We start from the raw sequence: 25,853 nt of genomic DNA, 5'->3' as shown, positions 1-25,853 counted from the left end.
GTCGGGCCACGGTCAGGAACGCCGGTTCTCCTTGCGCCGGACGAACTTCAGCCCTGACCAGTCGTCACCGAGGGCGGCGACCTTCACGTCGACGACACCGAGCGGGAGGAACAGTTCGCGCAGGGCGTTCTCGGTGATGTCGCTGCGGTGCCCCGCCGCGCGGCGGGGCCAGGCGATCCAGAGCATCGCGTGATCGGCCAGGTCGTCCACCAGGCCGGGAGCGTCACTGGCCAGTTCGGCGAACGAGCTGTGGAACGCGAGGGTGACATCGCTGTGGTCCGCTCCGCTGGTGTCGTCGGACACCCGGCAGGTGCCAGGCACGTCCGGCACTTCCCACCGGCTGGGCCGGTGAACGAACCGGACGTGGTCACCCGGCCTGATCCCGATCTTCCTGACGAGAGGCGTACCCGAGTACCCTCCCGCGCCGCCGGGGCTCGTCACGACTGGGCCACCGCGTTCGCTCGGCGCTCTGCTCGCTCGTCCACGTCATGCCCCTCCGGAAGCCGGGTGCTCCCAGGCTATGTCGGAACAATCGGGAACAACAGTCCGACCGTTCGAGCCGGCGACGCCGAACGTCGTCACTTGGTGGCGTGCGGATGCAGGTGCACCAGCAGAACGGCGTCGAGCAACCGGAACCAGTCCGCCTCGGCGAGGTCGCGGCCGGCGAGCGCGGCGAGCGCGGCGAGCAGGCGCCGCGCGAGTTCCGCGGGCTGCTCGCCCGTTGCCTCCGCGATGGTCTGCACGTCCTTCCGGAAACGGGCGCCGCGACTCAGTCGTACCAGCGATGAGGGCATCGCGGCCGGTTGAGTTGTTGTCCCGCCTTCCGGCTCCACGCGCAACACGAACACGGCCCCGAGCGCGTCGGCAAGCCTGTTGACCGCGTCCACGGTCGGGTTGCCGCGTCCGTTCTCCAAGTTCGCGACGTACGGCACCGACAGGCCCGCCTCGGTCGCCACGGAGAGCAGCGTGCGTCCGCTCGCGGCCCGCAGTGCTCGCAACTGCTGCCCGAGCTCCTGGTTGCCCATGTCGATCCACCTGTCTTGACGGAACAATGCGGCCGATGATTATTCTGTCAGAATAACTTCGGGGGTGGTGTGTGCTCGAGGCTCTGCGGATTCGCGACTTCCGGCTGCTCTGGTTCGCGCGGCTGATCAGCCTGCTCGGATCGTGGCTGCTCGTGGTCGCCGTTCCGGCGCACGTCCTGCAGGTGACCGGTTCGCTCGCGGCCACCGGCCTGACGCTCGCCGCGGAGTTCCTGCCGCCGGTCCTGCTCGGGCCGATCGCGGGCGTGCTCGCCGACCGCTGGGACCGGCGCAAGCTGATGATCGCGACGGACGTGCTGCGAGCGGTCGCCGTCGCCCTGCTGCTGCTCGTGCGCGATCCCGGTGACGTGTGGCTGGTCTACCTGGCCCTGGTGGCGGAGAGCGTGGGCACTGTGCTCTTCCGTCCGGCCGCACAGGCGCACACCCCGGTGGTCGTCGGCACCGGGCCGGCTCTCACCAGCGCGAACTCGCTCAACGCGGTCACCGACGGCACTGTGCGCCTCCTGGGCGCCCCGTTGGGAGGTGCCCTGCTCGGGATCGCCGGGTTCGGTGCGCTGGTGTGGATCGATCTCGCGACCTACCTGATGTCCGCACTCGCGATCATGATGACCGCCCGGCTGGGCGCCGCCGGTGCACGCGAGGAGGGAAGCGCCGACAGGTTCTTCGCCCAGCTTCGCGAAGGCCTCGCTTTCCTCCGCGCTGAACGATCCGCCGCCTCGCTGCTCGTGGTGATCACGGTGTTCCTCGCCGCGAACGCGTCGTTGTCCGCACTGCTCGTGCCGTTCGGTGTGCGAGTCCTGGGCGGCAGCACGCAAACCGGACTGGTGATGTCCGCTCTGGGCGCCGGCTTTCTGATCGGGGCACCGCTGATCCGGCGCCTGGTCGACCGGACGCCGCTCGCGTACCTGCTGGGCGGTGCACTGGTGGCGACGGGAATGGCGTTCGTGCTGCTCTTCCTCTCTCGGTCACTCGTGGGCGCGTTGCCCGCCGCGGTGCTGATCGGTGTCTTCGGCTCGGCGGCACTGGTCACCACCCAGACCGCGTTGCAACGCGTCACACCGAACGCTGTTCTGGGCAGGGTCAGCGCGGTGCAGTTCACCGGTGAGGCGGTCGCGACGTTCTTCGGTGCGATCGCCGGCCCGGCGATCGCGCAAGTGGCATCACTGGACTTCGCCGCCTGCCTGGCAGGTGGCGTGACAGTCCTCAGTGGACTGATGGCGGTGGCACTCCTGTCGAGGACGCGTGTCGTGGCGGCACCGGCATGACCTCGGCGGGCGCCTTCGAGCAGTACCCCTTCTGGGCACCTTCTCGCCGAGAGGACGAAGCAGGCCAGCCGCCCGTTGTCGATCATCGCGGCGCGCACCAGGACCGGAGGAGGCCGGTCGCGCTCCCGTGCGTCCGGCCTCCCCTCATCGACCCCCCAGGCCCGTGCTCCACCTGGGCCACGTGCCCACTGTCGTCGACGGAGAGCCGCCGCGGTGTCAGGTGAACGCCCGACAGCCGGGTGCCCGTTTCGCCCGAACCGGACACCTCGGTCGGCGGTCGCTGGCAAGATCGGCAGGGGGTGCGTCGGCGGTGGGCGGTGAGGTGGCGGTGGCCGGGGAAGCGACACGGCTGCTGGAGCGGTTCGGTCGGCGGTGCGCGGCCGTCGTGCGGGTCGCCACGTTGCCGCCCGTAATCGCGGTGGGCCTGCTCAGGGCCTATCCGGAGCGGCTGTGGCCGACGTTGCTCGTTGTCGTCGTCGCGGCGGCCTGGACCTGTGGTTGCGCGTGGCGGCTGAGTCGGGAACGCGCGCGCCCGCCCGTGACCGCTGACGCCGCCGTGCTGCTGGCCGTGTGCCTGATCGCCCTCTGGTCCGGAGCCGTCGACGGCACCAACACCGGCTGGCTCCGGCTCCTGGTGACCTTCGCGTGCGTGACTTGGCAGTGGCACACCCCGCCACTGGCCGGCGCGGTGGCCGCACTGGTGACGGGTGGCGGGATGCTGGTCACCATCGACGTCGCAGGGCCGGACGTGCACGCGGGGCAGATCTGGGTGCTGGCCATGGCCGCCCTGTCGAGGGCGGTCTGGGTGCTCGTCACGCGTGCCGCGCGGCGCGCCGACCGGATGGCAGCCGTTGCCGAGGAGGTCCGCCGCGCGTCGGCGGTGGCCGCGGCCGTGCGCGACGAGGAGCGCGAACTCGCCAACGCGTTGCACGACACCGCCGCCACGACGCTGCTGATGGTCGGCACCGGACAGGTGCGGGCCGACGCGACCTGGCTGGCCGCCCAGGCCGGACGCGACCTCGCCCGGCTGCGGTCCCGCGGCGACGCCTCGCCTGCCGCGGCCGACCTGGTCGGTCTGCTGCGCGACGACGCCGACTCGACCCACCTGACCGTCGACCTCGACGCCCCGGACCACCTGGTGCTGCCGTTCGACGTGGCGAGCGCGATCGCCGGAGCGGCGCGGGAAGCCCTCAACAACGTGCGCCGTCACGCGGGCACGGACCGTGCGACGGTCCGGGTGCGCGGTGACGCGCGGGAGCTTTGCGTCGAGATCGTCGACGCCGGTCGCGGTTTCTCCGCCGAGGCAGGACCGGCCCGGCGCGGGCTGCGGGAGTCCGTGCACGGCCGGATGAACCGCGTAGGCGGCACGGCGACGATCACGTCCTCGGCGGGGACGGGCACGACGGTGCGGCTGGAGTGGCGGGCAGAGCGTGGCTGAGGACCAGACCAGGGCGCAGTTGCAGCGCGGCCTGCGGGTCGCCGTGCTGCTCGTGGCCGCGGGCTCGGCGCTGGGGCTCGGGTTGCTCAACCTGACGCAGAACCTGCACCGCTACGGCTCGCCCGCCGTCCAGTTCTGCGCGTGGGCGGCGCTGACCGCTGTGCTCGCCGTCGAAGCGGTGCTGGTCGTCCGCGAACGTCCGTGGAGCGTCTGGCGGACACCGGCAGTCGTCGTGGTGCTCGCCGCCAGTGCCGCGTCCTATTCCGCGCTGCCCGACGGCCGCACCTCGACCACCGCGGACTGGATCTTCGGCGCGGCGAACTGGGTCGGTCTGGTCGTCCTCCTCGACCGTCCACTCCGGACCACGGTGTCGTTCCTCGTCGCCCACGAGCTGCTCGCGTTCCTGAACCTGGTGCTGTTCCACGACGTGACCCGCTCGTCGCTCGCGCGGTTCGCCACCGGCTCGGTCACGGTGTTCGGAATCCCGCTGTGCGTCGCCGTGGTGGCCGTCGTGCTGGGGCGGATCAGCGAGGAGGCCGCGGCGGCCGCACGGGAGCTCGAACGTGTCCGGACGGCGGAGGCCGTGGCGGCGGCGTCGCACCGCCGGCGTGCGCAGCGGTTCGCCGAACTGTCGACCACGGCGGTGCCGCTGCTCGAAGGCCTGGCCGACGGTTCGCTCGTGCCGTCGGATCCCGGCGTGCGGCGCCGGGCCGCCATCGAGGCGGCCAGGATGCGGCGGCTGTTCGCCGAGACCGACGACGTGGAAAACCCTTTGCTGCACGAGCTTCGCCACTGCGCGGACATCGCCGACCGCAAGGGCGTGGAGGTGGAGCTGGACGCGCGCGGACGGTGGCCGGCGCCACCCGTGCCCGTCCGGCGCGATCTCACCGACGCGGCGCTCACGGTGCTCGCGACCGCGCGCTCGTGGGCCAGGGTCACCGTGGTGGGCGGCGACGAGCTGGTGTCGGTGAGCGTGGTCGCCGACTGCGGGGAACTGGTCCTGCCACCACCCCTGACGCCCGGCGTTCAGGTCGAGACGGTGGGCAGCGGTGCGACGACGTGGATGGAGGCCCGATGGCAGCCGAGCCGGAACTGATCACCGCGGTGATCGTGGACGACCACGTCGCGATCGCCGCGGGCGTGCGGTACTGGTGCGAGCAGGCGGATCCGCCGATTCACCTGATCGACGCGGGTGCCCGGCTCGCGGAGGTGTGGACCGGTCCCGGCGCCGAGGCCGACGTGGTGGTCTTCGACCTGGAACTGGTGCCGGGACAGCCGCAGTTCGGTGAGCTCCGCAGGCTGGTGGACAGCGGACGGCGCGTGGTCGTGTACTCCCAGCACGCCGACGACGCCACCGCGATCAAGTGCATCGACCTCGGCGCGCTCGCGTACCTGACCAAACGCGAAGGGCCCGACCACCTGGTGCCCGCCCTGCGCACGGCCGCACGCGGAATGCCTTACACAGCGCCATCTCTGTCCGGTGCGATCGTCGCCGACGACACGCCCGACCGGCCGCGGTTGTCCCCGCGCGAGATCGAGGTGCTGCGGTCCTGGTTCGCCTCGTCGTCGAAGGAGCTGGTGGCGGCGAAACTGAACATCGGCGTCAAGACCGTCGACACGCACATCACGCGCGTGCGCATCAAGTACGCCAACGCCGGACGTGCCGCCTCCACGAAGAGCGAGCTCGTGTCCCGTGCGCTCGACGACGGTCTCATCACGCTGGCCGAGCTCAACGAGCGCTGATCTTGTAGGGCGTTCACCGGACACCACCCCGCGCACGCCGTTCCTATCGTTGCCACGGGAGAGCGAAAGCGCTCTCACGCCAACGAAGGGGGAGACGTTGTGAAGGGATTGTTGCGTACGAGCGCGATCGGATTGGCCGTGGCCGCCGTGGGAGCGGTCACGTTCGCCGTTCCCGCGGCTGGGGCGGACCTGCCCACCTGCTCCAGGTACACGTTGATGAATCGCGGGGGCCACACCATCAACGTGCCGACCTCCAAGGGCAACAGCAGTTGCCAGATGGGCCGCGACTACGCGGTGGCGGACAGGAAGGTCGTCCTCGAGTTCCAGCTCGCCCTGAAGTTCTGCTACGCGAAGCTCAACCTGGCTTCGCCCTACTCGGACGAGAAGATCGCGAACCTCGACGCGGACGGGTTCTTCGGCTCTCGCACCGAGGCCGCGCTGAAGGCCGTGCAACGGTACGCCGGCGCCGGCGTCGACGGCATCTACGGCCGGAACACCCGTGACCACATCAAGTTCCTCGACTCGAACCGGCGCAACTGCTATGCGTACTGACCGGAAAGGACTCCTGATGAAGCCGAATCTCGGGCCGCTGCGCCGAGCAGGGCTGGGCATCGCCGCCGTCGCACTGGCGGTGAGCGGGATGGCCGTGTCGACCGGGTCGGCATCGGCCGCGACACCGCTGTGCCAAAAGATGATCACCTACGTGAACGCGGCGGGAAACCGCATCGTGGTGCCCGCCACCAACACCAATTCCACGACCTGCAACATCGGTAGCGACCTGGTCGCGAACACCGCCGTCGTGGCCGGCCTGCAGCGCGGGCTGATCCAGTGCTATCCCGGAGTCCGCCTGGCCGCGCCGTACGGCAACGAGTTCGTGCGCGATCTCGACCGGGACGGCAGCTTCGGCCCGCGCACGGAAGCCGCGGTGAAGGGCGTGCAGAAATACGTCCGGTCCGCGCCTGACGGGATCTACGGGCCCAACACGCGCGACCGGATGAAGTTCCCCAGCGGCACCACCTGCAAGCCGTACCGGGTCTGACCCGGCCGACGCTTGCCGTTTGGCGCGAAAAGCACGTTCGGGCCGATAGATGGCCCGAACGTGCTTTTCGCGCCAAAAAACATGTCCGGTATGGCTGGGCTTGGGCTCACATGGTCTCGACGAGGCCGGTGGCGAGCAGGACGACGCCGAGTGAGCCGACGAGTGCGGTGACGGACGCGGCTCTGGCCGGACCGGGCCGGTGTCTGGCCTGGGCGATGCCGTGCACGGTGGCCGCGGCCATGACCACGGTGAACAGCAGCAGTTTGGCGGCGAGGACGCGGCCGTAGCCGGGTTGCAGGAGCGCGGCCCAGGTGACGTCGTGCCGCCAGGCCAGCAGGATCCCGGTGGTGATCTGGCTGGGCAGGAAGAACACCGCGGTCACGAGAGCGAACCGCTTGCCCACGGTGCGCAGGACGTCCGTGCGGTCGGTGGTGGTGAGCAGTCGGCGCACGGGTGGCAGGACCACCGCGGTGATGGTCAGTTGTCCGCCGACCCAGATGATGGCGCCGAGCACGTGCAGGAACCGCACGATGGTCCACGGGTCGATCATCGGGGTGGCTCCGCGACGGTGAAGTGGCCGTGGGCGCCGTTTTCGGCGTGGCGCATGTCGTGGTCGACGAAGGGGTAGTGGCCGGGTTCGGGGAAGGACAGTTCGACGAACCCGCCCTGTGCCGGGGCCAGGTCGAGGACCTGGGCGCCGCCAGTGGTGTCGCTCGGCCGCAACAGCCAAGCGCCTTCGCGGTAGACCGTGTCGAACTGGGCGCCGACGACGTGGAACGCGGTGGTGTCGCCGGGGCCGGCGTTGACGAGCCAGATGCGGACGCGTTGTCCGGTGTGGACGGTGAGCGGGGCGTGGTCGTACTGGGCCGCGGTGCCGTTGAACGTCCAGCCGTCGGGTCGTCCCGCGCGGATCTTCGTCACCTGTGCGTCGCTGCCCGGTTCTCCGAGGTAGAGCTGGGAGCTGACCAGCAGGTACTCCTGGTCGGCGGCGGGGAGGCCGGGTGGGTCGATGATCACCGCGCCGTACATGCCGTTCGCGATGTGCTGGGACATGGGCATCGTGCTGCAGTGGTAGAGCCAGGCGCCGGCGCGGTGTGCGGTGAACCGGTAGAGCAGGCGCTCGCCGGGGGCGATGGTCCGCATCGGTCCGTCGGGGGCGAGGGCTCCGGCGTGGAAGTCGATGCCGTGGCCCATGGTGGTGTCGTTGATCAGGGTGACTTCGAACTGGTCGCCCACCCTGCCGCGCAGCGCGGGTCCGGGTGCTGATCCGGCGAACGTCCACTGCCGCTGGCGTCTGCCGGGGGCCACTTCCAGGTCCTGTTCGGTGACGCGGAGTTCGACCTGGTGCACCGTGCCCGTCGCGGGGGCCAGCCGGGCATCGCGCGGTTTCCAGCCCGGCGAGGGTGCGGCCGCCAGATCCAGGCCGCGGGTGTCGCCGTCCGGGACGGCAGGGGTGGCCGCGGTGTGCTGGTGGTCGTTCTGGGTCCGGATGGTCATGGTCATTCCGGCGGCGCGGTGCCCGGCGACGGCGCACCACGCCTGGTGCTCGCCACGGATCTGTCCGAGGTCGAGGTGCGCGGTTTCGCCCTGGCGCAGCCGGGGAGTGTGCGGTCCGTCGTCGACGCGCAGGTCGTGCGGCACGGCGTCCTGGTTGGTCACCCGCAGCACCAGCCGTGTGCCGGCCGGGACCTCGACGGTGTCCGGCCGGATCCGCATGCCGCTGAGCGTGACGTCGACGGTGCGGGCGTCCGCGCCTGCCGCGGAGGTGTCCGCGGGGCTTCCGTGGCCGCTCGTGGCCAGCGCCACGGCGAGCACGACCACGGCGAGGCCGGCGACGACACCGGTGGTGGTGCCGGCGGATCCGGACGTCGGGGACAGCGCACCGCGGAAGGCCACGGGGATCGCGGCGCGCAGCGCGAGTGCGGCGAAGGTGCCGGTGCTGAGGGCACCCAACGCCCAGCCGATCAGCGGCAGGGGAGCGGGCCATTCCCCGGCCACGAGAACGACGGCGACGTTGCCCGCGACGAGCCGTGCGCGCCAGCCCCGGTGCAGCACCTCGGAGATCGTTCTGTGTTCGGACGGTCCACGGCCCAGCACGACCGGCAACAGCTGGGTCAGCGCTCCGACGAGCACCTGGGCGGTGAAGCCGAGCACGAGTACCGGCATCACGGCGTCGGTGACGTCCGGGAGGGCGTCGATCGACCCGGCGACGAGCAGCCGGACGGCGTCCAGCAGGACCGCCACGCCGAGCCAGCCGGTGCCGGCCGCCAGCATCCACGCCGCGGGCCCACGTGGCCGGCGCGTGGCGACGGCTCGGACCAGCGGGATCGCCGCGAGCGCGACTCCGGCCGCGTACGCCGTGAGGCCTGCGACGGTCACCCACAGGTCGGCCGCCAGCATCCCGGCGACGGCGAGGACGAGCCCGGCGCCCAGAGCCGGTAGTGCCCGGCGCGTGGCGGAGGCGGTGCCGTCGGCGATCCGCGTGCCGAGGGTGGTCGGCCACAGGGTGAACAACGTGCCCAGCACGGCCAGCCCGACCCAGCCCAGCAGCGTGACGTGGACGTGCGCGGTGAACAGGCGGGCGTGCCATTCGGGAGCTCCCGCAGCCAGTCCGGCGCCCAGCACCGCGCCGACGGCCAACGAGGTGCTCGCCGCGCCGTAGAAGCCGATCAGGTAGCCGAACCGGCGTTGCAGCGACTTCCTGTGCGTCCGCACCAAAAACGCGGTGTGGACGGTGGCGATCATCGCGACACCGGCGCCGCCGAGTCCACTGAGGACAGCGGCGTCGACGACGACTCCGGTCAGCACCAGGAGCACGAACAGGTTCAGCGCACCCAGACCGAAGGCGATCCGGCGCGGCGGTGGACCGGGAACGCGGCACAGCGTGACGACGAAGTGTTCGGACCAGACCAGAACGGCGGTGGTCACCGACCCGAGCAACAGGGCGTGCAGTGCCAACCAGCTCGGCAGACCCAGTGCGTCGTGGACGGTGAACAGGACGACGGCGACGGCGAGCCACCCGAGCACGATCACGTTGGCCCACACGAACAACGGGCCGCGCGGTCCGTTCCGGCGTCGTGCCGCGGGCGGGGCGAGGTCGATGAGCTGGGTCACGGTTCTGTCCTGGACGGAGTTGTACTGCGCACGCGATCAGGGAACTCGGTGGGACGACCACCCCGGTAGGGACGTTCGTCCCGCCGGGCTCGGGACGTTGAAATCTGCTCCGCTGCCGCACCGCTCACGCACGCTGGACGCGTTCACCGACCTGGTGAGCCGTGGCTGAACCGCGAAGCCGAGCCGAGAGACCCTCCCGAGGCGATCATGACAACACCGACCACACACCGGACGAAGAACGCACCGGAGGGACTGCGGGTGCCGGGCGCCGACTCCCCGCCGACGACGGGTCGCCGGATGCTGATGCTGAGCCTGGCGACGCTCGGGTTCGCGGTGAACTTCTGGGCGTGGGCGCTGTTGAGCCCGTTGGGGCCGCTGTTCAAGGATTCCCTCGGACTGAGCGCGTTCCAGCAGGCTTTGCTGGTCGCCGTGCCCGTCGTGGTCGGCTCGGTGGGACGCGTTCCCGCCGGGGCGCTGACCGACCGGTTCGGCGGGCGGGTGATGTTCCCACTGGTCTCGGCGATCACGATCGTTCCCGTGCTGTTCTTGGGAGTTCTGGGTCACTCCTCACTGGTCGCCTTGCTGATCGGGGGGTTCTTCCTCGGTGTCGGCGGCACCTCGTTCGCGGTCGGAGTGCCGTTGGTCAACGCCTGGTTCCCGCCCGAGCGCCGCGGCCTGGCGATCGGCGTGTTCGGCGCGGGCATGGGCGGGACGGCGATCAGCGCGTTGACGACGGTGCGGCTGGTGGACGCCGGCGGTGTGGTGACGCCGTTCGTGGTCACCGCCGTGGTGCTGGCCGTGTACGCGGTCGTCGCGGCGGTGTTCCTGCGGGACGCACCGGGGCGGACGATCCCGGCGGAGTCGCTGGGACGCAGGCTGGCGGACACGGTCCGGCTGCCGATCACCTGGCAGGCATCGGCGCTGTACGCGATCGCGTTCGGCGGCTACGTGGCGTTCTCGGTCTACCTGCCCGCCTACCTGAAGACCGCGTACGGGCTGACCCAGGCCGACGCGGCCAACCGCATGGCCGGGTTCGTGCTGCTGGCGGTGCTGATGCGGCCGGTGGGCGGCTGGTTGTCCGACCGGATCGGCCCGGTGCGGGTGTTGGTCGGCGTGTTCACCGTGGTCACCGCAGGTGCGGTGCTGCAGTCGTTCACCCCGGCGCTGATGCCGCTGAGCACCATCGCGTTCCTGTCCATGGCGGCCGCACTGGGCGCGGGCAGCGGCGCGGTGTTCGCCCTGGTCGCCCTGCTCGCTCCGGCGAACAAGGTCGGCTCGGTCACCGGAATCGTCGGTGCGGCCGGCGGACTGGGCGGCTTCGTCCCGCCGCTGGTGATGGGCGCGCTGTACGGAGCGTTCTCCTCGTACGCGCTGGGACTGGCCGCACTGGCCGTGGTCGCCGCCGCAACCCTGGCCTTCACCACGACCACGGTGCATCGCGCCGTGCGCGCACACCAGCGCTGAGAGGCCTAGCGGCATTGGAAGGGAGCGCACAGCATGGCCGAGTACCCGGATGTCACGAACGTGACCGCCCTGGCCGCTGAGTTGCTGCAGCAGGCCCGCGGTCACCCCGCACGGCGCACCGCCAGAACCCTGGTGTCGGGGACGGTGCAGCGGGTCACGCTCATCGCGCTGGCCGACGGCGCCGAACTGGCCGAACACGACGCACCCGCGGCCGCGACCCTCCAGGTCCTCAGTGGACGGATCCGGTTGCACGCCGGCGATCACGAACGGGTGCTCGACAGCGGTGACCTGGCACCCGTCCCGGCTCAGCGACACGGGTTGCAGGCCCTCACCGATGCCGCCGTGCTCCTCACGGTCGCGCTCTCCTGACTCACACCGATCCGGGGCCTGACGGTCCGGCTGCCGCGGGCGCGAGCAGCTTGCGCCCGGTGACCTTCTGCGTGCGAATGCGCACGAAGTGGTCGCGCCTGCCGTCGGCCCAGGGCTGCAGCCACGTTCCCGAAATTTCCAGGAGTTCCGCCACCTCGGTGATCGGTTCCGCGTGGCCCACCACGGTCACGCTCCACCCCGTCCGCAGGTCGGGATCGAGCTCGTCGGCCTCGAAAGCCACCACCGAGCGGTCAGTCGCGGCGGCGAGCTTGGCCCCGCCGGCGACCCGGATCACGACCTGGCCCCGGTGCAGGCGGAAGTTCACGGGCTGCACCGCGGGCAGTGCGCTCTCGGTGAACACCAGCCGGCCCACGCGCACCGTCTGCAGCAACTCCAGGCACTGCTCGGGGTTCAACATCTCCAGCTGTCGGCGACTCACCATGGTCAACTCCCGGGCGATGGCGTTTCAGCGGTTCTTCTTCGAGGATTCCCGTCACCGTCGGGTGCGAGCAGGGTCGCAGGTCCTGTGTCACGAGAGCCCACCGGCGGTACAGCGTCCACTGAGGACAGTCGTCAGCGCGGATCGGCAGCCCGTGCGGCGACGTCCGCGTCGCTGCAGAAGCCGGCCAGATGGCGTTTGAGGCAGAGCAGGCCCAGCAGGTTGCCGTTGTCGTCGACCACGGCGCGGCGCCGCTGCCCACTCGTCACGAGGAGCTCGCGGGCTCGTTCGGCCGGCATGTCCGCCGGGATCGTGCGGCCCGACATGCGGGACCAGGGCAACGCGAGGTCCGCGTCGTCGAGGTCGTCGCGCAGGTCGGTTCGCACGAGGGTGCCGATGAGACGTCCGGACTCGGTGAGCAGGAGCAGGTGGACGTGGTCGTCGGTGAAGCAGGCGCGGGCCAGCCCGACGGAGGTGTCGACCGGCAAGGTCTTCGGGTGCCGCACCAGCACCTCGCCGACCGTGCTGCTGATCGGCGAGGCTTGCTGCGGGGTGGGAACAGGCACGGTGTGGCCATTCGGCTGGAGAGGTCAGTGTCGGATGTCGTGCAGGCCGCGGTCCCTGACGGTGGCCGGGGCCGGAGCAGCGGTGGCGGGTGACCCGCGGCGGGTGCGGTAGACGACGTAGGGTCGCCACAGGTACGCCAACGGTGCCGACCACACGTGCACGAGCCGGGTGAAGGGCCACAGCGCGAGGAAGAGGAAGCCGCCGATCGCGTGCAGCTGGTAGACCAGCGGCGCCCCGGTCATCAGATCGGTCTGCGGGGAGAACCAGAAGATGCCGCGGAACCAGACTGCGATCGTCTCGCGGTAGTCGTAGCCCTCACCGAGCAGGTTGGTCCCGACGGTGGCGGTCATGCCCAGCACGACCATCACCGCGAGTGCCACGTACAGAACCTTGTCCGTGGTCGTGGTGACGCGGCGGACACGGCCGTTGACGAAGCGGCGGGCGATCAGCAGGGCGAGGCCGGCGACGAGCATCACGCCGGTGATCGTGCCGCCCCACACCGCGATCGCGTGGTAAACGTGTTCGGAGACACCGATCTTCTCCGTCAGCGAGGCGGGCACGAGCAGGCCCGTGGCGTGGCCGCCGATGACCCCGAACGCGCCGAGGTGGAACAACGGCGAGCCCAGCCGCAGAATCCGGCTTTCGAGGAGCTGGCTGGTGTGGGTGGTCCAGCCGAACTGATCGCGCCGCCACCGCCACACGTGGCCGACGAGGAACACCGCCAGGCAGGCGTAGGGAACGACGATCCAGATGAGCGTGTTCAACGGGCACTCTCCATCGAAGGGCGGGCGTGCGCGCATGGTCCGGTGGCGCTGAGGTCGGTGAGGGCCGGGCCGAGACCGATCGAGTCGACGTCCGTGCCGTAGGGCGCCAGGCCGACGGACTCCACGGGCGGGCCGTCCTCGGCGAGCGCTCGGATCGCGTCGCGGTCGATCTCGGTCAGAGGCGGCAGCGCGGCGACGACCGCCTCGAGCAGATGCCGGTAGGGCGATCCGTTCTCGTCCAGGGCGGCACGCAGCAACTCCACCCCGCGGCGGTGCTGGCGCAGCGGCGCCTCGCCGTCGCCGGGGCCCGCGACGGCGGCGAACTCCAGCACCACCGGCAGCAGGTCGGGCAGTTCGCCCTCGGCCAGGCGCAACCCGTGGGCGCGATAGCGCTGCTTGAGGGTGAGCAGGGCGATCCCGCGCTTGCGGGTGTCGCCGTGCAGGTAGTAGGTCAGGTACAGGCCGGAGCGGCGGCGCAGGTCGAAGGTGTGCACGTAGTGGGTCTCGACCTCGATCGCGTCGGTGGTCAGGAACCAGTCGAGGAACGTCGCGAGTCGCGTCCGCACCTCGTCGTCGCCGATCTCGCCGACGGCGGCGCGCAGCTCGTCGCCCGCCGCGAGCAGGCGGGCGTCCGGGTAGGTGAGCAGTGCCGAAGCGAGACCGAACAGCCGGGATCGGTCCGCTCCGGCCACTGCGGACTGGGTGGTCACGAGCGCTCCCCGGCGGGGTCGATGGACAGGCCGAGCCGGCCGTCGCTGCGGCGGGCGAACAGGTTCCTGCGCCCCGGACGGGTCTGGCCGCTGTCGGCCACGAGGTGGAACCGCTCGGCGGTCGCGGCTTCGGTCATCCCGGGACCACCGGTGCAGTCCAGTGAACAGTCCGAAGTGGACGCTGCCTGGGCTTCCAGTGCGGCGGCGTCCTTGGCGTAGGCGGTGGGGATGACGTAGCGCTCGTCGTACTTGGCGATGGCGAGCAGCCGGTACATGCTCTCGATCTCCGCGCCCGACATGCCCACCGCCTCGCACAGCTCCTCGGCGACGGTGCCGTCGAGGGTCCTGGCCCGCATGTAGGACCGCATCGCGGCGAGCTTCATCAGCACACCGGCCACCGCGTCGGAGTCTCCGGCCGTGAACAGCTCGGCGAGGTACTCCACCGGGATCCGCAGGTCGCGGATGGTGTGGAAGACGTCGTCGGCGTCGGTGTCGTCCAGGCCCGCGGCGCCGACCGCGTCGAGCACGGGGGACAGCGGCGGGACGTACCAGACCATCGGCAGGGTGCGGTACTCCGGGTGCAGGGGGAGCGCGATCTGGTAGTCGCTGATCAACCGCCACACCGGCGACGCCTGCGCGGCGAGCACCCACTCCTCCGGCAGGCCTGCCTCGGTGGCCAGCCGCACGGTCTCGGGGTCGTGCGGGTCCAGGAACACCTTCCGTTGTGCCGCGAGCAGTTCCCGCTCGTCCTGCACCGAGGCGGCGGCGAGCACGGCGTCCTCGTCGTAGAAGACCAGGCCCAGATAGCGCAGCCGGCCCACGCAGGTCTCCGAGCAGATGGTGGGCTGCCCGGCTTCGACGCGGGGGAAGCAGAAGGTGCACTTCTCCGCCTTGCCGGTGGCGTGGTTGACGTAGACCTTCTTGTACGGGCAGGCGGTCACGCACATGCGCCAGCCGCGGCAGCGGTCCTGGTCGACCAGGACGATGCCGTCCTCCTCGCGCTTGTACATCGCGCCCGACGGGCACGCCGAGACGCAGGCGGGGTTGAGGCAGTGCTCGCAGATGCGCGGCAGGTGGAACATGAAGGTCTTCTCGAACTCGAACTTCACCCGCGCCGCCGCGTCGGGAGCCATCGCGGTGATGTTTGGGTCGGTGGCGCCGCGTTCGTGGGCACCACCGAGACCGTCCTCCCAGTTGGCGCCCCACTCGAGGTTGATCGGCTCGCCGGTGAGAGCGGAACGGGGCTGTTTGACCGGGGTGTCGGTCAGTCCGGCGGGCGCGGACACGAGGACGTCCTTGTCGAACGTCGCCGGCTCGTAGTAGTCCTCGAGCGTCGGCAGGTCCGGGTTGGCGAAGATCCGGGACAGCCGCTTGACCCGGCCGCCGGAGCGCAACACCAGGCGCCCCTTGGCATCGAGCCGCCAGCCGCCCTTCCAGCGCTCCTGGTCCTCGTAGTGCTTGGGGTAGCCGATGCCGGGCTTCGTCTCGACGTTGTTGAACCAGACGTACTCGGTGCCCTCGCGGTTGGTCCAGGTCTGCTTGCAGGTCACCGAACAGGTGTGGCAGCCGATGCACTTGTCGAGGTTCATCACCATGGCAACCTGTGCGCGGAGGCGCATGTCAGTACTCCACTTCCTGGGCGCGGCGGCGGATGACCGTGATCTCGTCGCGCTGGCTGCCGATGGGGCCGTAGTAGTTGAAGGCGTAGGTCATCTGGGCGTGGCCGCCCGCGAGGTGCGTCGGCTTGACGAGCAGCCGGGTCATCGAGTTGTGGTATCCGCCGCGCTTTCCCTTGCCGCGGCCGGTTTTCTCGGTCTTGGGCACGTTCACGGTGCGTTCCGGCGAGTGGTACTGGAACACCGTGCCCTCGGGCATCCGGTGGCTGACCACCGCGCGGGCCACGATCACGCCGTTGCGGTTGACGGCCTCGACCCAGTCGTTGTCTGCGACCCCGATCTTGGCGGCGTCCTCGACGCTCATCCAGATCACCGGACCACCGCGGGAGAGCGCGAGCATCAGCTCGTTGTCGTGGTACATCGAGTGGATCGACCACTTCGCGTGCGGGGTGAGGAACCGGACCGTCACGCCGCCGTCGGCCAAGTCACCGGGCTTGCCGAAATGGCGCGCCATGTTGAGCGGCGGCCGGTAGCCGGGCAGGTGCTCGCCCAGTTCGGCGACCCAGTCGTGCTCGACGAAGAAGTGCTGCCGGCCGGTGAGCGTGTGCCACGGCTTGAGGCGTTCGACGTTGATCGTGAACGGCGAGTACCGGCGCCCGCCCTTCTCCGAACCGGACCACTCCGGGCTGGTGACCACCGGCTGCGGCGCCTCCTGCGTGGCCGCGTAGGTGACGTGGTCGGTCTCGTGACCCTCGACCAGATCGGTGAACTGCTGCCCGGTGCGCTTCTCCAGCTGCAGGAAGCCCTCGTGCGCCACGCGGCCGTTCGTCGTGCCGGACAACGCGAGGATCGCCTCGCACATCCGGTCCGCTGTGGACAGTGATGGCCTGCCCGCGAACGGGCCGTCGGTCACGACACCGTTCTGGTGGCGCAGGTACTCGAGCTCCGCGGTGACGTCGACCGTGATGCCCCTCGTCGTCGTGCCGAGCTTGTCCAGCAACGGGCCGACCGCACGCATCTTCGCGCCGATGAGGGTGTAGTCGCGTTCGACCTCGACCAGCTTCGGCATGGTCACACCCGGCACCGGTTCGCACTCGCCGCGCTTCCAGTCCCGCACCCGCCCCGACGGCGTCGCCAGCTCGTCCGGGGTGTCGTGCTGCAGCGGCGCGGCCAGCACGTCGCGGCGAGTTCCGAGGTGGATGACCGCCAGCTCGCTGACCTTGTCGGCGATCGAGAGGAAGGCGTCGTAGTCGGTGTGCACCTCGGCGGGCGGGGCGACCGCGGGGGAGAAGGCGTGCACGAACGGGTGCATGTCGGTGGTGGAGATGTCGTGCTTCTCGTACCAGGTGGCGGTGGGCAGCACGACGTCGGCGTGCAGGCCGGTGTTGGTCATCCGGAAGTCGATCGCGGTGAGCAGGTCGAGCTTCCCCGTCGGTGCCTCGTCCCGCCAGGTCACGTCCCGTGGCCGCTCGTCCGGGCCGCACTCGTCAGCCGAGGCGAGGGAGTCCACGCCGAGCAGGTGTTTCATGAAGAACTCGTTGCCCTTGCCGGACGAACCGAGCAGGTTGGCTCGCCACAACGTCAGGCAGCGGGGGAAGTTCGCGGGGTCGTCGGGGTCGTCCGCGACGGCCTTGAGACGTCCGGCGCGCAGTTCGGCGACGATGTGCTCGGCCGTGCTCACCCCCGCCGCGGCGGCCTCGTCGGTGAGGTCGAGGGGGTTGCGGTCGAACGCCGGGTGGCCCGGCGACCAGCCCATCCGCTGGGCGGCCGCGACGGTGTCGGCGAAGGTCATGCCCGCCAGCAGACCCCGTCCCAGCGGGGACGCCAGCTCGTCGGCGGGCACCTTCTCGTAGCGCCACTGGTCGGTGTGCAGGTACCAGAACGGCGTGCTGGCCTGGTGGCGCATCGGGCGCTGCCAGTCGAAGGCGAAGCTCATGTGCTGCTGCCCGGTGATCGGCCTGGCCTTCTCCTGACCGACGTAGTGCGCCCAGCCGCCGCCGTTGACGCCCTGGCAGCCGGTGAGGGTGACCAGCGCGATGAACGCGCGGTAGGTCATGTCCGAGTGGAACCACTGGTTCGCGCCGGCGCCCAGCGCGATCAGGGAACGGCCGCGGCTGCGTTCGGCGTTGCGGGCGAACTCACGCCCGATCTTGGCCGCCAGCGCCGCGGGCACACCGGTGATCCGCTCCTGCCAGGCCGGGGTGTGCGGAGACTCCGCGTCGTCGTAACCGGAAGGCCACTCGCCGGGAAGGTCGCCGCGCCGCACGCCGTACTGCGCCAGGACGAGGTCGAAGACACCGGTGACGAGCTGGTCACCGATGCGCGTGACGGGGACACCGCGCCGCATGGTGGCGCCGCCCTCGGTCTCGCCGACGTCGAACCGCGCGAGGTCGACCGCGACCTGCCCGGTGGCGTGACCGAGCACGCCGAGCGCGGGCACGACGCCGCCGAGGTCGAGGTTCCACCGGCCCTCCCCCTCGGGCCCGTAGCGGAACCCCAGCGACCCGCCAGGCACCACGGGTTCGCCGGACGCGTCGTCGAGCAGCACGGTCTTGTGCTCGGCGCCGGGACCGTCCTCGCCGAGGTCGGCGGCGGTGAGGAACCGGTCGGCGACGTACACGCCAGGCTCCCGCTCCCGCAACGTGACCAGGAACGGCAGGTCCGTGTAGGACCGCACGTAGTCGGTGAAGTACGGCACCTGCCGGTTCGCGAAGAACTCGGTGAGCACCACGTGCCCCATGGCCATCGCCAGCGCCCCGTCGGTGCCGGGGTGCGGGGCCAGCCAGTCGTCGGCGAACTTGACGTTGTCGGCGTAGTCGGGACTGACCGCGACGACCTTGGTGCCGCGGTAGCGCGCCTCGGCGAGGAAGTGCGCGTCAGGAGTTCGGGTGACCGGGATGTTCGAGCCCCACATGACGAGGTAGGTGGCGTTCCACCAGTCCGCGGCCTCGGGGACGTCGGTCTGGTCGCCCCACACCTGCGGCGAGGCGATCGGCAGGTCGGCGTACCAGTCGTAGAACGACAGCAACGTGCCGCCCAGCAGCGCGTGGTAGCGGGTGCCCGCCGCGAAGGAGGCCATCGACATCGCCGGGATGGGGGAGAACCCGACAACGCGATCAGGCCCGTAGGTCTTGGTCGTGTACACGTGCGCGGCGGCGACCATGGTGGTCACCTCGTCCCAGGAAGCGCGCACGAACCCGCCGCGACCCCGCTGTCCTTTGTAGACAGCCGCCTTGCGGGGGTCCTCGACGATGTCGGCCCACGCCGCGACGGGGTCGCCGAACCGGGCGAGACCGGCACGGAACATCGTGATCAGCGAGCCACGCACGTAGGGGTGCCGCACGCGCGAGGGCGAGTACTCGTACCAGGAGAACGACGCGCCACGGGGACAGCCCCGCGGCTCGTAGTCCGGGCTGTCCGGACCCGTGGTCGGGTAGTCCGTCGCCTGGTGCTCCCAGGTGATCAGGTCGTCCTTGACGAACACGTTCCAGGAACACGACCCGGTGCAGTTGACGCCGTGGGTGGATCGCACCACGCGGTCGTAGCTCCACCGGTCGCGGTAGAACGACTCCCAGGCCCCGGAGTCGATCTGATGCAGGGTCCGCCCGTGGTCGCCGACCGTCTCCTTGGTCAGGAACCGCCGGACGCCGAGCAGTGCACCGTGGCCGGGAACATGATCGTTCCCGAGCTCCGCAGATGGTTCAGGAAGGGAGGGCACGGGCACACAGCTCCTTCGGGTGGTCCTGGTTGAACCGCAGGCCAGCACCACGAAGGCGGGGGACCGGCCAGGCACCACCAAGGATCACGAAGCAGCGTCGTCACCCCATCAGGCGAACGTCCCGGATCCCGGATGACGAACGTCCCGGTGCCGGCGGGCCCACTTCACGCGGCGTCCGCGTCGGCTCACGGACGGACAACGGTGGTCCACCGCGGACTCTGTTGACCGCTCGGACACTGCCGTACCAACATCAGAACATGCCGATGGGGCCGTCTTCGGAAGATGTTCCGAAAACGGCCCCACCACCCCGATGCTGCCGGTGACCAGCCGCGCCCACACCTGGCTGTAGCCCAGCTCGGCGAACAGGCCGGCAGCGATGAGCAGATGGACGAGCGCCCTGACTTCCCGGCGTTGCGACTAACCCGCCGGGACCACGCCGATGGCGTCGGCGACCTTCGTCGTCACGGAAACGCTGCTGGTCACGGTGCCGGGCTTGATCCACGGGTAGTCCGCCTGCGCCTTCGCGACGGTCCGCTCGCCGATGATCTCACCCTTGTCCGGGTCCACGATCAGGTCGCGGCGCTCCTGGTCGCTCTCCAGGCCGAGTGCGAGACCCTTGCGCCCGTCCGGGGTGGTCGCCTCCTCGACGACCTTCACGCCGTCGATCTTCGACATCGCACGCAGGAGGGAGCTGCGCAGATCGGCCGGGATGATCCCGGAGTTCAGGAACTGGATGCCGAAGTGGAACATCGTGCTCGGGGACGAGCCGCGCTGGGAGGTGTAGTTCTTCAGCCACGCCAGCAGCTGGTCGGGGTCGCGCGGCAGGTTCGCGTAGAACGCGGGCTGCCCCGAGTCGGTGGCGTCGCCGCACACCTTCTTCGGCTGGGACTTGGGGAAGAAGTCGCCGCACGCGCCGCGCCGCTCGCCCGTGTCTGTGTCCTGCGGCTGGTACGCGGGCACCTCGGCCGCGGGCATGGAACTGCCGATCAGCTTCGCGGCACCGGCGATGCGCTTCTCCAGCCACTCCTGCGTCACGTCCGCCGGGATCCAGGTCTGGTAGGTGACGTCGGCGAGGTAGGTGTAGCCGGCCGGGGCGCTCACGACTCCCTGCGGGGTCCCCATCTGGAATCCGCGCAGGTAGGAGCCTTTGACCTCGATGAACCGGTACTGGCCCGGCTTCAGTTCCGGGTCCTTGGCGGCGATCTTGTCCGCCGCGTCGTTCAGGACCTGGGACGCCGAGAGGAGCGACACGTCGCGCTTGGTGGGCTGCGCGGTGGTCGACTGGGCCGCGGGCTGCGCCGGTGCTCCGCCGCCCCCGCCGAGGACAGCGACGCCTCCCACGACCGCGACCGCCGCCGCCGCTGCCACGCCGACGACCAGGCCACGACGGCGAAAGGGCGACTTCGCCGCCGGGGCACCCTCCGCGGACGCTTCCCGCATCAGCTTCTCGCGGGCGTGGTCGAGTGATCGGTTGGACATGCGTGCCTCCAGGTGCAACGAGGCGAGCGCCTCGTCGAGTTCACGATCGGGGTTGTGGTCGCCGCGCTCAGTCATCGCGGTTCTCCTCTTGAGCGGTGCGGAGGTGTGCTTGGAGCTTCTGGCGCACCCGGTGCAGACGTGACCGGACAGTGCTTGCCGGCACGCCGAGAGCGGCGGCCACCTCGATCGGCTCCAGCCCGGCCCACGACGTCAGCAGCAAGACGTCGCGTTCCTGCTCGGTGAGCGAGGCCAGGCCGTCGGCCAGGTGCCTGGACGACCGTTGGGCGTCCAGGCGGTCGACGATCTGCGCGTCGTGCTCGACGCCCGCTTCCTGAAGGGCGTGCACGCGAGCGGAAGCCCGGTAGCCGCGGATCTCCGTGCGGACGTGGTTGCGTGCCAGGTTGGTGGCGATTCCGTACAGCCAGCCGCGGATGGGGGACTGCTCGGGGTCGTAGCTCGCGCGCCTTCGGAGGGCCACCAGGAACGTCTCCGCGACCAGGTCGTCGGCGATGTCGACGCCGACCCGGCCCGCCAGGTAACCGTGCAGGGCACGGGCGTGCGTGTCGAACAGCCTGGCGAACGCGGCGGTCGGCTCCGCGTTGGCGAGGTCGGGACGCGTGTCGTCAACGTCCGGAGCGCGTTGCGCCTGTTGTGCTCTGCGTTCCTCGATCCGGTTCACGTTAGTTGTTGTCCGGGGACCCCGCTCGCGTCCCCGGACGACCGGGCGAAGTGACCGGCGTCACTCCCGCGAGCACCGTGCGCACCGCGGTGAGCAGATCTGTTCCTGCACGACGGGGCCCTCCTCGGAAGTTGCTCCGAGAACGGCCCCGTCGTGACGTAGTAGGGGTAGCGGCGGTCCAGCGCCTCCGGGTCCTCGAGTTCGATTCCGGTGCGGTAGTTCTTGGTCCAGTAGGAAATGCCCAGCTCACGGTCGTAGCCTTCGAGTTGGTGCACCCACCGCTTCCCGACGTACGGCACGTCGCAGACGATGCGCGGCGTCGCGTACCCGGGCAGGTAGCCCATGATCGCGTGCTGCAGCTCCTGCGTGGCGCGACGGGTGCACTGGGCGCGGGCCGGACGTGACGCCGGGGAACGTCAGCTGCGGAAGCAGGGGTGCTTGAGCGCATCGATTTCTGAGCGCACCATTGGCTTGTGGACATGCCGGCCGTTCATGACGAGTTCGAGCGCGTGAGGGCGACCTTTCGTGTGCTGCTCGACGGTGCTGCGGATGAGGAACTGCGGCGCCGCTCGGACGGCACGCGGTGGACCAACCGGCAGCTGCTGTTCCACATGTTGCTCGGCTTCCTGATCATGCGAGCGCTGCTGGCGCTGGCGAAGCTCGTTGCCCGGTTGCCGGCGTGGTTCGGTCGTGGCTGGGCGAAGCTGCTCAACGCGGGCACGAAGCCGTTCGACGTGGTCAACTTCGTCGGCTCGTGGCTCGGCGGAAGCGTGATGCCTCGCAGGGCGATGGTCGTCTTGTGCGACCGCACCATCGCGGCGTTGCACCGGCGGCTGGATCGGGAGAACGACAGCAGCCTCGCGAGGGGGATGCCGTACCCGACGCGGTGGGATCCGTTCTTCCGCGAGTTCATGACCGTTGAGGACCTGTACCGCTTCCCGGTGCAGCACTTCGACTTCCACCGCGAGCAGCTCTCGCTGATCTGAACCGAGTTCACCTGAGCAGTCTGTGCACCACGTGGACGGCATCCCGTCCGACGCCTCGCAAGGTCGCGGAGGAGAGGCTGCGTTGCCATTCCAGGCCGACGAAGCCGAGTCCGCGGTGGTGGCGCGAGACGCCGCGGTCGTGCTCGGTGCCCAGCGTGCCCAGGTAGGGCAGGTCCGGGCGGTACCCGGTGGCCAGGATGATCGCGTCGACGTGCTCGCGCTGCTCGTCCGGCCAGATCACCTTCGAGCCCTCCAGCGCGGTGAACATCGGCCGACGGTCCGGGCGCTTCTGATCGAGGGCGGTGCGGTAGCGGCCGGTGTCGAGGACCGGGGTGGTGAAGCCGTCGGGCAGCCACGGACCGATCGGGAGGTAGTCCAGGCCGGTGCGGTCGAGCCAGAAGTGCAGGTCGCGGCCGAACGGGCGTTGTGCGGAGAACTTCACCGGCTTGCGGGTCGCGAGCGTGACGCGGGCGTGCTCGGCGAGTTCGGCGGCGATCTGGACGGCGGAGTTGCCGGCGCCGACCACGATGACGCGCTGGCCGCGGAACGGCTCGGGCGAGCGGTATTCCGCGGCGTGCAGAACGGTGCCGGGGAAGTCGTCGAGGCCGGGCAGCGCGGGTCGGTGTGGGTTGCCGAAGCCTCCGGTGGCGGCGATGACGATCGGTGCGGTGTAGTTCGTGCCGTCCGCGGTTGTGACGCTGAAGTCGTTGTCGCGCGTGACTTCTAAGACGTGTTGACCGGTGCGGATGTCGGCGCCGAGGTGTGAGGCGTAGCTGCGGAGGTAGTCGACGACTTCGTCACGGTGCAAGTAGCGCTCGGGGTCTCCAGGGAACGGCAGGCCGGGCAGGGCACTGTAGCGGGCGGGGGAGAACAGCGTGAGGCTGTCGTAGTAGTGCGGCCAGGAGCCGACGGGCTCGTCTCCGGCTTCGAGCACGAGTGGGTGCAGGCCTCGGGTGATGAGGGCGTGGGCGGCGGCGAGGCCGGACTGGCCGGCGCCGATGACGATGGCGTCGTGGCTGTTCATGGGCACCTCGAAGTAGCCGTCGCCGTGTCCGGCGACGGTTTGGGCGTGGTGGGGTCTAGTTGGTTGCTCGGCGTTCGAGGAAGACGGTGTCGCGCCACACGCCGTGGTGTTGCGCGATGCGTTCGCGGACGCCGAGGGTGCGGAAGCCCGCGGAGTGGTGCAGGGCGAGGCTCGCGCGGTTCTCGGGGAAGATCGAGGTCTGCAACGTCCACAGACCTGCGGCGTCGGCCTCGGTGACCAGCTTGCGCAGCAAGGCTTTGCCGACACCTCGGCCGCGGAAGTCGGCGGCGACGTAGACGGAGTGCTCGGCCACGCCCGCGTAGCAGTCCCGTGTGGACACCGGCGTGGCCGCCGCCCAGCCCGCGACCGTGCCGTCGATCTCGGCGATCCAGCGGTGATCGCGCAGCCACTTGGCGTCGAGCGCCCTGCGTTGGGGGACTTCGGTTTCGAACGTCGCGTCACCAGTGGCGATGCCCTCGGCGTAGATGCGACGCACGGCGGTCCAGTCCTCGTCGCGCATCGCGCGGACGGTCACGTCGGGCGGCAGGTTCTCCGGGCAGCACGGGCGTGGCGCGAGCACGCCCATGACGACGTCGGCGGCATGGGGCAGGCCGGTGCAGCACGAGGGGTTCACGCTGACGTGGGTGGCGGTGCCTTCTTTGTGCACGCGCACGAAGCCGACCTCGGCCAGCTTGCGCACGTGGTGTGAGCAGGTGGACTGGCTGATGCCGAGCAGTTCGGTCAGCTCGCCCACGGTCATCGTGCGGCCCGAGATGGCGACGGCGTGCAGCAGCCGCACTCGGGTCGGCTCGGCCAGGCACGCGAACCACTCCGCGTAGGTCGCGGCGTCGTCGGTGGGCAGCACGGCGGGGGAGGCCGCTGTGGTCGTCATGTCGTGAAGTATCGACGCAAATCGATGGTTGCGTCAATCGATCCCGGTCGATACAGTCCCTGGCATTGATTCGAGAAACTTCGATACAAGGGGTGTGCGGTGAGCGAGTTGCCAGTCGTCGTTGTTGGTGCCGGACCTGCGGGTTTGTCGGCGGCGGCCCACCTGGTCGAACGGGGCGAGCAGGTGCTCGTGCTGGAAGCAGGTGACCGCGCTGGTGCAGCCGTGTCGCAGTGGAACCACGTTCGGCTGTTCTCGCGGTGGAGCGAGCTGGTCGACCCGGCGGCCCAGCGACTGCTGGTGCCGGCTGGCTGGATGCGCCCGGACGGCGACCTCTACCCGACCGGCGCGGAGTGGGCCGACCTCTACCTGAGGCCGCTGGCCGAGGCGCTCGGTGACCGGGTGCGGTTCGGGGCACGCGTGGTCGGTGTCGCGCGGCGCGGCCGAGACCGGGTTGTCGACGCGGGCCGTGAGGAGGAGCCGCTCACCGTGCACGTACACACCGCGGCTGGTGAGGAGCGCATCGTCGCCCGCGCGGTGATCGACGCTTCTGGGACCTGGGGATCACCCAATCCGCTCGGCGGAGACGGGCTGCCCGCGGCAGGGGAGAAGGCTGCGGCCGCGCAGATCAGCTACCGGGTGCCGGACCTGGCGACCGAGCGCGCTCGCTACGCGGGCAAGCGGATCGCCGTTGCGGGCAGCGGGCATTCGGCGCTCACCGCGCTGGTCGCGCTCGCGGACCTGGCCGAGCAGGAGCCCGGCACGAAGATCGTGTGGCTGCTGCGGCGTGGTGCCGTGGGCAACGTGTTCGGTGGCGGCGAGGCCGACCAGCTGCCCGCACGTGGCGCGCTGGGGCTGCGGGCGAAGAAGGCGGCCGAGGCCGGGCACATCGAGACCGTCACCGGCTTCCGCACAGCCGCGGTCGAGCGTGGCGAGGACGGCACGCTCACGCTGGAGTCATTCGACGGCCATCGCGTTGACGGCATCGACGAAGTCGTTGTGCTGACCGGGTTCCGGCCGGACCTGTCGTGGCTGTCGGAGATCCGCCTGGACCTGGACCCGGTGCTGCAGGCGCCGACGAAGCTCGCACCGTTGATCGACCCGAACGTCCACTCCTGCGGCACCGTCTACCCGCACGGGGAGAACGAGCTGCGGCACCCCGAGCCGGGTGTTTACCTGGTGGGTATGAAGAGCTACGGCCGCGCACCGACGTTCCTCGCACTCACCGGCTACGAGCAGGTCCGTTCCGTCGTCGCGGCCATTGCAGGTGATCACGAGTCGGCGGGGCGGGTGGAGCTCGTGCTGCCCGAAACCGGAGTCTGCGGCGGTGCGGGCGTGTTCGACGCTCCCGAGGAGCAGAAGAACAGCGGCGGATGCTGCAGTGCGCCCGAGACGGTCAACGTGACGATCGGCCTCGCGTCCAGTGCACGCTGAAACAACGGTGCAGTCCGGCGTTGACGCCGGACTGCCCCGCGTGCTGATCGTCCTGCGCACATCGAGATCATCA

24 protein-coding genes and 1 pseudogene are annotated in these 25,853 nt (G+C 70.4%); 10 read left to right on the top strand and 15 right to left on the bottom strand.

Annotation, left to right across the window (positions count from 1 at the left end):
- Positions 1-12 precede the first annotated feature (12 nt).
- Positions 13-441 (bottom strand): DUF3052 domain-containing protein, encoded by a 429-nt coding sequence (locus ACFOWZ_RS02985; RefSeq protein ID WP_382368189.1) that lies wholly within the window; start codon positions 439-441, stop codon positions 13-15.
- A 137-nt stretch (positions 442-578) separates the two neighbouring features.
- Entirely contained in the window at positions 579-1,025 is a 447-nt protein-coding gene (locus ACFOWZ_RS02980; protein WP_382368186.1) for a helix-turn-helix domain-containing protein, read from the bottom strand.
- Between the two features lie 71 nt (positions 1,026-1,096).
- On the opposite strand from ACFOWZ_RS02980, the gene ACFOWZ_RS02975 reads away from it, so the two are divergent.
- The 6 genes from ACFOWZ_RS02975 (at position 1,097) to ACFOWZ_RS02950 (ending at position 6,528) form a co-directional block, all read left to right on the top strand.
- On the top strand, positions 1,097-2,308 hold the full coding sequence (locus ACFOWZ_RS02975; RefSeq protein WP_382368183.1) for an MFS transporter: 1,212 nt from the start codon (positions 1,097-1,099) through the stop codon (positions 2,306-2,308).
- 310 nt (positions 2,309-2,618) lie between these two features.
- Positions 2,619-3,746 (top strand): sensor histidine kinase, encoded by a 1,128-nt coding sequence (locus tag ACFOWZ_RS02970; RefSeq protein WP_382368180.1) that lies wholly within the window; start codon positions 2,619-2,621, stop codon positions 3,744-3,746.
- Positions 3,739-4,842 (top strand): hypothetical protein, encoded by a 1,104-nt coding sequence (locus ACFOWZ_RS02965; protein ID WP_382368177.1) that lies wholly within the window; start codon positions 3,739-3,741, stop codon positions 4,840-4,842. Before ACFOWZ_RS02970 ends, ACFOWZ_RS02965 begins: the two co-directional genes overlap by 8 nt.
- On the top strand, positions 4,821-5,489 hold the full coding sequence (locus tag ACFOWZ_RS02960; protein WP_382368174.1) for a response regulator: 669 nt from the start codon (positions 4,821-4,823) through the stop codon (positions 5,487-5,489). The genes ACFOWZ_RS02965 and ACFOWZ_RS02960 overlap by 22 nt, the downstream gene beginning before the upstream one ends.
- Before the next feature lie 99 nt (positions 5,490-5,588).
- Positions 5,589-6,041 (top strand): peptidoglycan-binding domain-containing protein, encoded by a 453-nt coding sequence (locus tag ACFOWZ_RS02955; RefSeq protein ID WP_382368171.1) that lies wholly within the window; start codon positions 5,589-5,591, stop codon positions 6,039-6,041.
- A gap of 16 nt (positions 6,042-6,057) precedes the next feature.
- Entirely contained in the window at positions 6,058-6,528 is a 471-nt protein-coding gene (locus ACFOWZ_RS02950) for a peptidoglycan-binding domain-containing protein (RefSeq protein WP_382368168.1), read from the top strand.
- A gap of 106 nt (positions 6,529-6,634) precedes the next feature.
- Here ACFOWZ_RS02950 and ACFOWZ_RS02945 read toward each other — a convergent pair whose 3' ends face one another.
- Positions 6,635-7,078 carry a hypothetical protein gene (locus ACFOWZ_RS02945; RefSeq protein ID WP_382368165.1) on the bottom strand — a complete coding sequence of 148 codons (444 nt, stop codon included), beginning with the start codon at positions 7,076-7,078 and terminating at the stop codon, positions 6,635-6,637.
- Complete coding sequence (locus ACFOWZ_RS02940; protein WP_382368162.1) at positions 7,075-9,642, bottom strand: multicopper oxidase domain-containing protein; 2,568 nt, start codon at positions 9,640-9,642, stop codon at positions 7,075-7,077. The genes ACFOWZ_RS02945 and ACFOWZ_RS02940 overlap by 4 nt, the downstream gene beginning before the upstream one ends.
- A gap of 303 nt (positions 9,643-9,945) precedes the next feature.
- On the opposite strand from ACFOWZ_RS02940, the gene ACFOWZ_RS02935 reads away from it, so the two are divergent.
- On the top strand, positions 9,946-11,106 hold the full coding sequence (locus ACFOWZ_RS02935; RefSeq protein WP_382368301.1) for an MFS transporter: 1,161 nt from the start codon (positions 9,946-9,948) through the stop codon (positions 11,104-11,106).
- 33 nt (positions 11,107-11,139) lie between these two features.
- On the top strand, positions 11,140-11,475 hold the full coding sequence (locus ACFOWZ_RS02930; RefSeq protein ID WP_382368159.1) for a cupin domain-containing protein: 336 nt from the start codon (positions 11,140-11,142) through the stop codon (positions 11,473-11,475).
- A 1-nt stretch (position 11,476) separates the two neighbouring features.
- Here ACFOWZ_RS02930 and ACFOWZ_RS02925 read toward each other — a convergent pair whose 3' ends face one another.
- The 9 genes and pseudogenes from ACFOWZ_RS02925 to ACFOWZ_RS02885 form a co-directional block, all read right to left on the bottom strand.
- Positions 11,477-11,917, bottom strand: coding sequence for a pyridoxamine 5'-phosphate oxidase family protein (locus tag ACFOWZ_RS02925; RefSeq protein ID WP_382368156.1), 441 nt, complete (start codon positions 11,915-11,917; stop codon positions 11,477-11,479).
- Between the two features lie 131 nt (positions 11,918-12,048).
- Positions 12,049-12,480, bottom strand: coding sequence for a CBS domain-containing protein (locus tag ACFOWZ_RS02920; protein WP_382368153.1), 432 nt, complete (start codon positions 12,478-12,480; stop codon positions 12,049-12,051).
- A gap of 24 nt (positions 12,481-12,504) precedes the next feature.
- Entirely contained in the window at positions 12,505-13,245 is a 741-nt protein-coding gene (narI, locus tag ACFOWZ_RS02915) for a respiratory nitrate reductase subunit gamma (RefSeq protein ID WP_382368150.1), read from the bottom strand.
- Entirely contained in the window at positions 13,242-13,955 is a 714-nt protein-coding gene (narJ, locus tag ACFOWZ_RS02910) for a nitrate reductase molybdenum cofactor assembly chaperone (RefSeq protein WP_382368147.1), read from the bottom strand. The genes narI and narJ overlap by 4 nt, the downstream gene beginning before the upstream one ends.
- Positions 13,952-15,574, bottom strand: coding sequence for a nitrate reductase subunit beta (gene narH, locus ACFOWZ_RS02905; protein WP_382368144.1), 1,623 nt, complete (start codon positions 15,572-15,574; stop codon positions 13,952-13,954). The genes narJ and narH overlap by 4 nt, the downstream gene beginning before the upstream one ends.
- Before the next feature lies 1 nt (position 15,575).
- Complete coding sequence (locus ACFOWZ_RS02900; RefSeq protein ID WP_382368141.1) at positions 15,576-19,289, bottom strand: nitrate reductase subunit alpha; 3,714 nt, start codon at positions 19,287-19,289, stop codon at positions 15,576-15,578.
- 417 nt (positions 19,290-19,706) lie between these two features.
- Positions 19,707-20,843, bottom strand: a complete 1,137-nt coding sequence (locus ACFOWZ_RS02895; RefSeq protein ID WP_382368138.1) for a CU044_5270 family protein — start codon at positions 20,841-20,843, stop codon at positions 19,707-19,709.
- Positions 20,836-21,447 carry an RNA polymerase sigma factor gene (locus ACFOWZ_RS02890; RefSeq protein WP_382368135.1) on the bottom strand — a complete coding sequence of 204 codons (612 nt, stop codon included), beginning with the start codon at positions 21,445-21,447 and terminating at the stop codon, positions 20,836-20,838. Before ACFOWZ_RS02890 ends, ACFOWZ_RS02895 begins: the two co-directional genes overlap by 8 nt.
- A 158-nt stretch (positions 21,448-21,605) precedes the next feature.
- Positions 21,606-21,812: pseudogene (locus ACFOWZ_RS02885) on the bottom strand (lysine 2,3-aminomutase); the annotation flags it as partial.
- A 114-nt stretch (positions 21,813-21,926) separates the two neighbouring features.
- On the opposite strand from ACFOWZ_RS02885, the gene ACFOWZ_RS02880 reads away from it, so the two are divergent.
- Positions 21,927-22,433, top strand: a complete 507-nt coding sequence (locus tag ACFOWZ_RS02880; RefSeq protein ID WP_382368132.1) for a DinB family protein — start codon at positions 21,927-21,929, stop codon at positions 22,431-22,433.
- Between the two features lie 7 nt (positions 22,434-22,440).
- On the opposite strand, the gene ACFOWZ_RS02875 is transcribed toward ACFOWZ_RS02880, so the two are convergent.
- Positions 22,441-23,457, bottom strand: a complete 1,017-nt coding sequence (locus ACFOWZ_RS02875) for a flavin-containing monooxygenase (protein WP_382368129.1) — start codon at positions 23,455-23,457, stop codon at positions 22,441-22,443.
- A 55-nt stretch (positions 23,458-23,512) separates the two neighbouring features.
- The gene (locus ACFOWZ_RS02870) at positions 23,513-24,349 is read right to left on the bottom strand and encodes a helix-turn-helix domain-containing GNAT family N-acetyltransferase (protein WP_382368126.1); all 837 of its coding nucleotides are present in this window, start codon (positions 24,347-24,349) and stop codon (positions 23,513-23,515) included.
- Between the two features lie 99 nt (positions 24,350-24,448).
- Between ACFOWZ_RS02870 and ACFOWZ_RS02865 the strand changes: the two genes are divergently transcribed.
- Positions 24,449-25,780 carry an FAD-dependent oxidoreductase gene (locus ACFOWZ_RS02865; RefSeq protein WP_382368123.1) on the top strand — a complete coding sequence of 444 codons (1,332 nt, stop codon included), beginning with the start codon at positions 24,449-24,451 and terminating at the stop codon, positions 25,778-25,780.
- Positions 25,781-25,853 lie beyond the last annotated feature (73 nt).

It is taken from the genome of Lentzea rhizosphaerae (assembly GCF_042649515.1).
Taxonomy (GTDB): domain Bacteria; phylum Actinomycetota; class Actinomycetes; order Mycobacteriales; family Pseudonocardiaceae; genus Lentzea; species Lentzea aerocolonigenes.
This window is presented reverse-complemented; position numbering and strand designations above follow the sequence as displayed.